Here is a 10,940-nt window from a genome sequence, read left to right on the forward strand (position 1 = left end):
TAATCGTAAATTTCTGTGATAGTACCTACAGTTGATCTAGGATTTCGACTACTTGATTTTTGATCAATGGCTATCGCTGGAGACAAGCCTGTAATAGATTCAACATCGGGAGGTTGATACTGACCAAGAAATTGTCTTGCGTAGCTTGATAAGCTTTCTATATAGCGTCTTTGTCCTTCGACATAAATAGTATCAAAGGCCAGTGAGCTTTTTCCTGATCCTGAGGGTCCAGTTATAACTGTAATTGTATCTTTAGGTATTTTTAATGAGATACTTTTTAAATTATGTACTTTTGCTTTATAGATATCTATGTATTTATTGTTACTCATCTAATAATTTCCTATTAACCTTAATTGCTTCTTTGAGCATATAGTAGCATCCGCTAAAGTCTGCAATACCTTTACCGTATATGTTAAAGGCAGTTCCATGGTCAACACTCATTCTTAAAAATGGAAGACCGAGTGTAATGTTTAATCCAATTGTTCGATACTTATCTTTGAAGACAGGAAGACCTTGGTCGTGAAACATGTAGACTTTTAATTGTTTTTCGCCGCTATTTGAATAAAAGTGAAGAGTGTCTCCACTAACAGGTCCAATGACTTTAATGGTATGCTTTAGCGCCTCTAGAGCGTCATTTATAACATGATCTTCATGACCTAGAAGCCCACCTTCTCCGCAGTGTGGATTGATACCCGAAAGAATTACTTCTGTTAGTGGGTAAAAATATTTATTAAATCCATTAAGTGTCGTAATAACCTTTTCATTGATTTGCTTTGCCTTAATTGATTCTGCAACTTTAGATAGTGGAATATGGTCAGTGATAAGAAGTGTGGCATCCTCGTATGCTTTGAATACCATACATAAGTTCTGTCGTGAAAAACGATATCTTAGAAACTCAGTATATCCCTTTCTCAATTCATTGTTGTCGATTAATTGATCTTTTGAAGTTGGTAGAGTTAAGAGAATATCTTTTTCTGTAACTCTATCTAAAGCACTATTTAATGACAGAGTACTTTGTGGGAGGTTGGTAGAGTTTGCTTCAATAAAGTTTAATATATTTGAGTTGTAATATATTTTATCGTTATGAATTTTGTATTCAAAATTTAGAAGCTTTAAATTATTTTCAACAGTATCCTTGTTGGCCACTAATCTAAAGCTCTTTTGCTGTATTGAATTTAATAGGCTAAATGATTTTAAAAAAACCTCAATACCAATTCCAAGTTCATGGCCCTGAGTAACATAAATCATTTCGTAATGAATGTCTTAATGTAATGTTTACTAAGCTCTCTTTTAAACCAAAGGTCTGTTACTTCCCCTGCTTGTTCACCCATTAACTTTCCACGTATTTGATTTTTAGCATTTAAGTAAATTTGTGATTCAACAAGGTCCTTTTTCTTTACAAAGAAAACATGAAAAGTATCTCCAAGTTTTATTGGTTTAGTGAACTTTCCTTCATCTGTAGCTTTAAGTAATTGTTTTAAATTGTTTGTGAGGCCATCCTCTGTAATATCCCCTAGTACATTTGTTTGCACATCTTCATAGTCTTTAGGAAGAACACCATTTACTTGAAACTTTTCTAATGTTTCAGGGAACTTGCTTAGCATGCCTTTTTTCATTCTACTTTCTTCTAAAGAGAAATCTACAATTGTATATTTAAAGGCTAATGTTTTGTCTTTGGATGTTTTATAGAAAAAGTTTTTAACTTCTTGATCTGTTACTGAAATTAGAGGTCTGATGATTCTTCCATTAAAAATATTAAACTCTATAGTCTCTCTAATAATTTCAAAGTACTCATCAAAACTCATGTTGTTTGATTTTAGAAAACTTAGAAGTTGAGTTCTTGAAAGACCTAATCTTTTTTCTATGTTTGTAATTTCACTCTCTACTTGCTCATCATTTCTAATATAGCCAATCTCCCCTAGTTTTTCTCTAATAAGAAGTCTCTCGATCATAATGTCTAAAATTTCTTGATCAGTGTATGTAGACTTTTTATAAATCAGAGGAGAAATATTTTTTCTGCTAGAGATATTATCTTTTACTCTTTTGATCTGACTCAAAGTAATAACATTGTCATTAAATACGGCAATTGTTTTATCTAATAACTTTGCGTGAGTTTGTGAGAAAGTAAGAAATATAAAAGAGATAATTAGTTGCTTCATTGTTAATCCATTTTTTATCAGATTTGATATTTAAAAATAGATTAACAAGAAGCATTATTCAAGTTATTTAAGGAATTCTTCGTTTATTTTAACATTTGCTTTTGCACGTAGCTCAGAAAAGTAGCTATCTAGTATAGCGTCACGTTTCTGATCATATACAATCTTCTTGTAAAGCGCGTTATTTATACTTTTAACACTCTTAACTGACATCACTTTAATGATGTGATAGCCGAACTGAGTTTTTACAGGAGGAGTAATGAAGTTATCACTCTTTCCTTTAATAGCATTAAAGTACTCAGGAGCTAGTCTTATTGCTGGTTGAAATCCCATATCACCACCATTTGGTGCGGTACTACTTTGTGAGAATTTATTAGCAAGTTCTGCAAAAAGTTCAGGCTTTGTCTTAAGTGTATTATAAACTTTTAATGCTTGATTTAGAGCTGCTTCATTTTCTTCTTTTTCTGGAGTTGTTCTTACTCTAAAAAGGATATGAGCAGTTCTATATTCAGGATGATCTTTATAGTACTTATCTACATCACTATCAGTTACAACAATCTTTTTTAACCTTGGCTCAAGGTCTTTTGAGATTTGTGCATGATACATGATATCTTCCATCTTATATTTAACGGTAGGATCTTTATCAAGGTTTCCTTTTTTGGCCCTTTTGATTCCTAGGTTTCTATTAATGATGTCGTTTAAAACTTTTTTCCTAGTAACTCTCTTGTCTGATACAAACATTAAGTTTTCTTGGTAAGTCTTTTCAAGCTCTGATTTCTTTATACTTACTCCATCTACAGTGGCGACAACAGGATCTTTTGCTCCTAGTGTTGCAGTCGATAAAAGTAGTATAGAAGTTATAGCGAGTGTTTTTCTTAGCATATCGCAAATCCCTAAATGGTTATTATTCCTTAATAGTTTATCAAAAAAAAAGATAAACTGTGGAAAAAACATTAACGAGGAAGAATTTTCTCCGCTAACTCTTTAGAAAACTTGAGGAATTCACTCTGAGTTAGTGTTTCTTTATGAGTATAAATAACTTTAAAATCAGGAGTTAGTTGATAACTTCTAGGTCTTGATAGAAAAAAGTCTAACATTCTATTTCTGAGTAATTCGTTTTCTTCGATATATTTTTTATCAAAACTCAGAGTCGCAAGTCTACCTCCTACTTGAATTGTTTTAAGTGAGGCATCTATTAGAATCATTCTAACTTCTAATGTTGTGAATAAGTTTTCAAGTTCTTCTGGAATTGCACCATAAACATCTACAAATTCATCTTTAATGTTAAATAGTGTCTCTAGTTCATCACAATTTGAAAGTCTCTTATATTGCTTAAGCCTTTCGCTAGAGTCTTTGATGTAGTTGGCAGGTATATAGCTTGGGAAAGGTGTCTTAACTTCAACATCTTGTTTAATGAGTTTCTTCTCTCCACGAAGCTCTTGAATTGCTTCCTTTAATAGCTGCATATACAGCTCAAGACCAACGTTATCTATTTGTCCGGACTGTTCTGCTCCTAAAATATCTCCCGCTCCCCTAATCTCTAAATCACAAGTAGCAATATTAAAACCAGAACCCATTTCAGCATATGTTTGAAGCGCCTTGAGTCTTTTTTGGGCAACTTCAGAAATAGGTTTATGTTTAGGTATTACAAAGTAAGCATAGGCTTTCTTATCAGATCGACCAATTCTTCCTCTAAGTTGATGAAGTTGAGCAAGCCCGTAGTTATCGGCTCTATCAATTATCATCGTATTTGCATTTGGAATATCAATTCCAGATTCTATAATTGTTGTAGAGATTAAAATTTGATACGTTCCATTGTAAAATGCACTTATCTTCTGCTCTAGCTCTTTCTCAGACATTTGCCCGTGTGCAAACACAATTTTCGCTTCCGGCACAAGCTCTTGGATATAGCTTGAAAACTGTTCAATATCACTAACCTTGTTGTGTACAATAAATACTTGGCCACCTCTGTTGAGCTCTTTCTTTATGGCCGTTTGTAATGTTAGGTCGTCTTCTTTGATTAAGTAAGACTTGATACTTTGTCTTCTTGGAGGAGCTGTTTGAATTAGAGACATTTCTCTAATTCCGAGAAAAGATAATTGTAATGTTCTTGGAATAGGTGTCGCTGTTAAAGTTAAAAAATCTACATTTGCTTTTAAGAGCTTAAGCTTTTCTTTGTGACCAACACCAAACCTTTGCTCCTCATCAACAATGACAAGACCTAGGTCCTTGTATTTTACTTTATTACTTAATAATTTATGAGTACCAATGAGAATATCTATCTTTCCATCTTCTAATTTTTCTAAGACTTCTTTAGTTTGTTTTGCAGTTTTAAATCGAGATAGAAAATCTATCTCAACTGGAAACTTATTAAACCTCTTAACGAATGAGTTAAAGTGTTGAAGAGCAAGAACCGTTGTTGGAACAAGTACACATACTTGCTTTTTATCTAACACTGCTTTGAAAGCTGCCCTCATTGCAATTTCAGTTTTACCAAAACCAACATCTCCACAAACAAGATGATCCATTGCAATTGGTTTTTGCATTGAATCTAGTACATCTGAGATTGCATTATGCTGATCTGGCGTTTCTTGAAATGGAAATGCCATTTCAAAATCTCTATACTCTTGGTCTGGTTGAGTGAATGGAAAGCCTGAGGATGATTGTCTTTCTGCTTGAAGTTTTAATAGATCAAAGGCTAGTTTTTTAGCTGAATTTCTAGCTTTTGATTTTAACGTTGCAAACTTATTTGTTCTTAGGCTGTCTGTAGTAACAGTGGCAGTTCCATCGGAATGTTTCTGGATTAAGTTCATTTTATAAACGGGAACATAAACCTTATCGTTACCTTTATATATTAAAACTATGTAGTCAGACTTAGATCCACCAATATCTAAAGACTCTAAACCTTCATATTTTCCTACACCGTGTTCATTGTGAATAACATAATCACCTTTTTTTAAGGTCGATAGTTGTTCTGCAAAAACATCAACACTAGCTTTCTTTGTTGTCTTTGTTTTTCTTAGTTTGGTACTAAAAATATCAGCTTCTGAAAGTATTAGTGTTTTTTCTCTTTCGTAAAAAAATCCTTGAGACAATTTAGATTTAGTAAAGTGAAAGCGTTTCTTTAAATTAGGATCAAGTTTGAATATTTCCATGAGATGATAAAATTCATTTTTTGAGTTTTCATGTTCATAGGAAAAGTAAATTTGACCAGTCATTTGAAACTCTTTAATCAAGAATTCAAACATTGCTTTTGTGTATTCTGGCTTACTAAGAGATGGATTAATAGTCTGATTTAAGTAACCAGTAGATGGAACGACGTTTAATTCGATTGAATTTCGTAGCTCTTCATTTAAAACATTAGCATAAGCTAAGTCATCGATTGAAATATGTGGAGTTTCTTGAAGAGTTTTCTCAAGGTGTGTGTCGTATAACTTATTTGGTTCAGGCAGTAAATTATCATTATCAAGGTCTTGCCATTCAAGCTCGAACTCAACTCTTAATTGCTCAAAGAAATCATTATATGCTCTCGAAAACTCTACATCATTAAATAAAGTTTTGATTGAGTTTTCTGGTAAGTAGTCTAATAAGACTTCACTCTTCTCAAAAAATAGAGGGGTATAAGCAGCGTAGTTATCAAACAGGTAGTTATCAGATAGAGATGAGAAAATTTCCTTTCTTTTATTAAAGCGATTCTTTTGAATCGTTACAGGCATAGGAATATTTTCTCTAAGTTTGTGTGCAAAAGCATCTTGAACACCAAAAATTTGAGGTGTTGGAGTGATGTTTATACTTTCTAGTTTTTTATCACGAAGAGATTTTTGGGTATCAAGATCTATCAGCAGAATCTCTTCAATCATGTCATCAAAATAAAGAATTCTTATGGGTGTTGAATCTATAGTATAGATGTCAAAAATTTCTCCTTTCGAAGAGAATGTACCTGGCTCTTCAATACTTGGAGAAGAACTATAGCCCAGGGAAACTAATTTCGCTGCAAGCTGGTTTGGTGAGATGATATCAGAAACTTCAACTTTAAAGTTTTGCTCTTTAAAAAACTGTCTTGGAGGAATTCTTAATGAGAAAGATTCAAATGTAGAAATTAATATAAAAGTATCATCGTGTTTTAAAGTCGTTAAATAACTTAGTACTTTAAATCTTTCAAATAGAGCTCTTTGTGATGTAACTGCCCCTGAATATGGACTTAGATCATGACCCGGAAAAAATAAAAGTTTTTTAGTAATTCTTGAGGCCTTAAAGTTTTCATACAAATTTTCGGCCTGATCCGCAGAGTCACAAATAAAGACAAAACTATTTTTCTTTATAAACTCTATATCTTTTTCACACTCATTTATTATAAATGAAAATTGCGCACTGTTTAAACCTGTAATGTGAAGATTGTCTGATTTGTTATTGTGCCAAGAGTTAATTTTTTTTATGACTGATTCAAAGATCATATTATTCGCCTTGTTAAGCCTTCTTTAATAACACAGGGCTGAAAAAGTTCCAAGTTTTGATCTTGAACATTCTATGATTTTAGTTTTGGCGCATGGCGAAGCCATGTTAAACAGTCAACTATTATGAGAAATCATAATAAAAAAAAGATTTCAAAATGTTTCCAACATGTTAAGTATCATGTATTCTTTTAGGACCGAAAAAGTATTTAAAATGGAGCAATGAATGTCGTCATTCAACCTAGACGTCTACATGCCTGTACTAATCCTCGTCGCTTTTGCAGTCGTTATGGTAGTCGGAGTTTTAGTAGTAGGTATTTTAGTAAGACCTAACAACCCTAATGATCTTAAGTTATCTGCATACGAATGTGGTGAAGAGCCTGTAGGGACAGCTTGGTCAAACTTTAACATTCGATTCTACGTAATCGCGCTTATCTTTATCATCTTTGATGTTGAAGGTGCTTTGATGTTCCCAGTTGCAGTTGTCTTTAAGAAGTTCAACGAGATTGGTGAAGGAACAGTAGTTCTAGCAAGTTTATTATTATTCATTTCTATCCTGATTGAGGGTGTAGTCTATTGCTGGAAAAAAGGCGATCTAGACTGGGTAAGAAGTTACCAGGTGCCTGAAACAGAAAAGGAAGAAGGTAAATAGATGAATACTACTATAGTTAGTTTTTTTACAAGTAATCTAGGGATTGAAGTGACTTCACTTCAGGCCTTTTTAATTTTTGGTTTTGCCTGCTTTATTGTAGTAAATCTTTGTGCAGTAATTGGTGGTCTTGGAACATACGCGGAAAGAAAAATTTCTGCAGATTTACAAATGAGAGTCGGTCCAAATAGAGTTGGCCCATTTGGTATTCTTCAATTTCTTGCTGATGGTGTTAAATTAGTATTAAAGGAAGTGATTGTTCCAACACAAGCGGATAAAGTTCTTTTTCTTATCGCTCCCCTTCTTTGTATGGTTGGTGTTTTTGCAACTCTTGCGGTTGTACCATTTTCAAGTGGCTTTATACTTTCTGATTTAAATATTGGTATATTTTTTCTTTTAGGTGTTTCATCTCTTGTAGGTGTAGGAATTTTTCTCGGTGGTTACTCTTCAAACTCTAAGTGGTCTATGCTTGGTGGTATGAGAGGGGCTGCTCAGATTATATCTTATGAAGTTCCAGTTACACTTTGTATCCTTTCTATAGTAGTGATGGCCGGTGGTCTTTCAATGACTACTCTTGTAGAGGGGCAAGGTGGTTTACCTCATCAGTGGTACATCTTTCATAATCCGTTTACATTTATTGGTTTCTTTGTCTTCTTTATAGGGATACTTGCTGAGACAAATAGAGCCCCTTTCGATTTACCTGAAGCTGAATCAGAACTTGTATCTGGTTATCATACTGAATACTCAGGTATGGCATTCTCATTCTTTGCTCTTGCTGAATATATTGAAGTATTTGTAGTTTGTGGTGTTGCTTCGGCACTATACCTAGGTGGATATAAAGTACCATTTGATTTAGGAAATGGAGTTTTAATTTCTGAAATCACAGGCGCACCTGCAATTGTAAGTAATGGCATTGGTCAATTACTTCAGGCCGGTTCATTTTTTACTAAGACATTCGCTCTATATTACGTAGTAATTTGGATCAGATGGACATTACCAAGACTTAGAATTGATCAACTTGTTTCATTATGTTGGAAGTACTTAACACCAATTTGTATTTTTAACTTAATTGCAATTGCTATTTGGATGTGGGCTTTTGAAGGTCACTCTATATATGACTTATTTACTACATGGCTCCACTCTCTGGGTGGTGGCGGTGGTCACTAAAATAAAGAGGATTTAGCATGTTTATTAATATCATGTTCATTCTATCTGCCTTATTAACTCTTTCGGGTGCATATGGTGTGGTAGCAAGTAGAAACATTATGCACGCTTGTGTGTATCTATTAGCAAGCCTTTTTGGAGTTGCGGGTCTTTATGCAACGCTTGGGGCTGACTTTTTAGCGGCAACTCAAATGGTTGTTTATGCAGGTGGTGTCGTTATCCTAATGCTTTTTGCCGTTATGTTAACAGGTGGTCATAAGGAAGCTGTTAATAAGTTTGGTATTAATAAGATACCTTCTATGGGAACTGTTAGAACATTTGTAATTGGAGTTCTGTCGGCATTAGTTCTTGGGTCAGTTGCCTTTAAAATTATTGCAGGTATGACTAAGCAAGTTCAAGGCGAGTTACCAGAGTTTACTTCAACAGTTGAAAAACTTGGGGTATTACTTCTGACAGATCATATCTTAGCATTTGAAATTTCATCAGTATTACTGCTTGGGGCTCTTGTTGGTGCAGCAGTAATTTCTAGACCAAGGAAACAATAATGGTATCACTTCCGTCATTTTTAGTTGTTTCACTAATTCTTTTCCTTGCAGGTATCGCAGTGATGATTGCAAGAAAAAATGTGATTGCAATTTTATTAGGTATTGAATTGATTCTTAATGCTGCGGCATTAAATTTTGCGGCCTACACAAGATTTATAAATAATAATCTTGATGGTCACGTAATGTCATTATTCATCATTGTTATTGCAGCGGCTGAAGCAGCTGTTGGACTAGCAATTGTTATTAGATTCTATCAAATTAGAGAAAGTATCCATATTGATGATGCTACTCAATTACAAAGCTAATTAGGAAGGTTGATTAAATGGATTATACTATTTCAACTATTGCACCGATTGTCTTATTTCCGTTCTTTGCGTTTGCTATTAATGCGTTTTTAGCTCGTAAGGCAACTAAAGTCGCAGTATTTATTAGTTGTGCTGCTATCGCTTTATCATCAGTTTGGGCAATTAGAATTTTTAAAGATTTTATTTTTGGAAACTACAACACTGACTATTATGTTCACAAGGTATTCACTTGGTTTGATCTTAATGGTGCAGGTTTAGAGTTTAATGTCGACATGGGTATCTATATAGATAACATGACAGCAATTATGCTTCTGATGGTTACTGTTGTAGCGACGCTAATTCATATCTTTTCAACATATTACATGAAAGACGATATGAACTACGGTAGAGACGGTAGATTCTTTACATATATGTCACTATTTACTTCTGCTATGCTTGGGTTAGTTCTTTCAGACAACCTATTTTCAGTATTTATCTTTTGGGAGTTGATGGGGTTTTGCTCATATAGTCTAATTGGTCATTACTACGAAAAAGAGAAGGCCGGAGACGCAAACGTAAAAGCTTTCATGACTACAAGAGTTGGAGATGTATTTTTCTTACTTGGTATTTTAGCAATATGGACAAATATTGGTTCAGCAGGCTTCGTAGATATCTATGCAGCAATAGCTGACGGATCGTTTGCTACGCATACAGCATTAGGTATTCCATTAGCAACATTTGCTGGATTAGCAATATTTATGGGAACAATTGGTAAATCTGCTCAGTTCCCTCTTCAAGTATGGCTACCTGATGCGATGAATGGACCAACTCCTTGTTCAGCACTTATTCATGCTGCAACTATGGTTGCTGGTGGTGTTTACTTATCTCTTAGAATTTATCCAATTTTAGATCTAGGTGGATTAACTACATTAGTCGCTTATATTGGTGGGATTACTGCATTTGGTGCAGCAACGATTGCACTTATTCAAACAGACTTTAAAGCAGTACTTGCATATTCAACAATCTCTCAGCTTGGTTATATGGTACTTGGTGTAGGTGTTGGATCTTATAATGCAGCATTTATGCACTTAATAACTCATGCAATCTTTAAGGCATGTTTATTCTTAAGTGCTGGTTCAGTGATTCATTCATTACACGATCACCACACTCATGAGCATGTTCAAGAAATGCCTAGAATGGGTGGATTAAGACATAAAATGAAGTTTACTTGGTTTGCAATGTGGTGTTGTACTCTTGCAATCGCAGGTATCCCATTCTTCTCTGGTTTTGTATCTAAAGATAGAATTCTAGGCGATGCTTTAATAATGGGTCTTGAAAACAAGGCAATGATTATTCCAGCTCTTTTAGGTTTTGGTGGAGCTCTTTTAACAGCATTTTATATGTGTAGAATGATGTTCTTAGCATTCCACGGAGAACCAAGAGATAAAGACCTATACGACCATACTCATGAAGAGAAATTTTCATGGAACAGAAACTTACCTTTATTAATACTTGCTGTATTTACTCTAGGTGTTTGGTTCTCAGGTTCTCTTACAGGTCAAAAACTACTTAAAGTTGCTTCTCCAGAAGGAAAATTAGAGTGGTTTTCAACTTTAGTAGCAAAACCAGATGTTTCTAAGTTTACATCATATAAGAGAGAAGCTTGGGGAACAGTAGATACAAGAGAAGCA

10 protein-coding genes are annotated in these 10,940 nt (G+C 34.1%); 5 read left to right on the forward strand and 5 right to left on the reverse strand.

Annotated elements, in window-relative coordinates:
* The 5 genes from ABX784_RS12900 to mfd all read right to left on the reverse strand — a co-directional run.
* Positions 1-329: ATP-binding cassette domain-containing protein (locus ABX784_RS12900; protein WP_372655466.1), on the reverse strand; the 329-nt coding region annotated here is incomplete at its 3' end.
* Positions 322-1,248: a 4-hydroxythreonine-4-phosphate dehydrogenase PdxA gene (locus tag ABX784_RS12905; RefSeq protein ID WP_372655468.1), complete on the reverse strand. Its 927-nt coding sequence runs from the start codon at positions 1,246-1,248 to the stop codon at positions 322-324. The genes ABX784_RS12905 and ABX784_RS12900, both read right to left, overlap by 8 nt.
* Entirely contained in the window at positions 1,245-2,159 is a 915-nt protein-coding gene (locus ABX784_RS12910; RefSeq protein WP_372655469.1) for a SurA N-terminal domain-containing protein, read from the reverse strand. The genes ABX784_RS12905 and ABX784_RS12910 overlap by 4 nt, the downstream gene beginning before the upstream one ends.
* 63 nt (positions 2,160-2,222) lie before the next feature.
* Complete coding sequence (locus tag ABX784_RS12915; protein WP_372655470.1) at positions 2,223-3,038, reverse strand: peptidylprolyl isomerase; 816 nt, start codon at positions 3,036-3,038, stop codon at positions 2,223-2,225.
* A gap of 71 nt (positions 3,039-3,109) precedes the next feature.
* Positions 3,110-6,610 (reverse strand): transcription-repair coupling factor, encoded by a 3,501-nt coding sequence (mfd, locus tag ABX784_RS12920; protein WP_372655471.1) that lies wholly within the window; start codon positions 6,608-6,610, stop codon positions 3,110-3,112.
* A gap of 223 nt (positions 6,611-6,833) precedes the next feature.
* On the opposite strand from mfd, the gene ABX784_RS12925 reads away from it, so the two are divergent.
* The 5 genes from ABX784_RS12925 to ABX784_RS12945 form a co-directional block, all read left to right on the forward strand.
* Entirely contained in the window at positions 6,834-7,259 is a 426-nt protein-coding gene (locus ABX784_RS12925) for an NADH-quinone oxidoreductase subunit A (RefSeq protein WP_372655472.1), read from the forward strand.
* Complete coding sequence (gene nuoH, locus ABX784_RS12930; RefSeq protein ID WP_372655473.1) at positions 7,260-8,423, forward strand: NADH-quinone oxidoreductase subunit NuoH; 1,164 nt, start codon at positions 7,260-7,262, stop codon at positions 8,421-8,423.
* Positions 8,424-8,440: 17 nt separating this feature from the next.
* Positions 8,441-8,965 carry an NADH-quinone oxidoreductase subunit J gene (locus ABX784_RS12935; RefSeq protein WP_372655474.1) on the forward strand — a complete coding sequence of 175 codons (525 nt, stop codon included), beginning with the start codon at positions 8,441-8,443 and terminating at the stop codon, positions 8,963-8,965.
* The gene (nuoK, locus tag ABX784_RS12940) at positions 8,965-9,270 is read left to right on the forward strand and encodes an NADH-quinone oxidoreductase subunit NuoK (protein WP_372655475.1); all 306 of its coding nucleotides are present in this window, start codon (positions 8,965-8,967) and stop codon (positions 9,268-9,270) included. The genes ABX784_RS12935 and nuoK overlap by 1 nt, the downstream gene beginning before the upstream one ends.
* Before the next feature lie 17 nt (positions 9,271-9,287).
* The coding region (locus ABX784_RS12945; protein WP_372655476.1) for an NADH-quinone oxidoreductase subunit L at positions 9,288-10,940 on the forward strand (1,653 nt) is incomplete at its 3' end.

Source organism: Halobacteriovorax sp. (assembly GCF_041587335.1).
In the GTDB taxonomy this organism is placed as follows: Bacteria; Bdellovibrionota; Bacteriovoracia; order Bacteriovoracales; family Bacteriovoracaceae; genus Halobacteriovorax.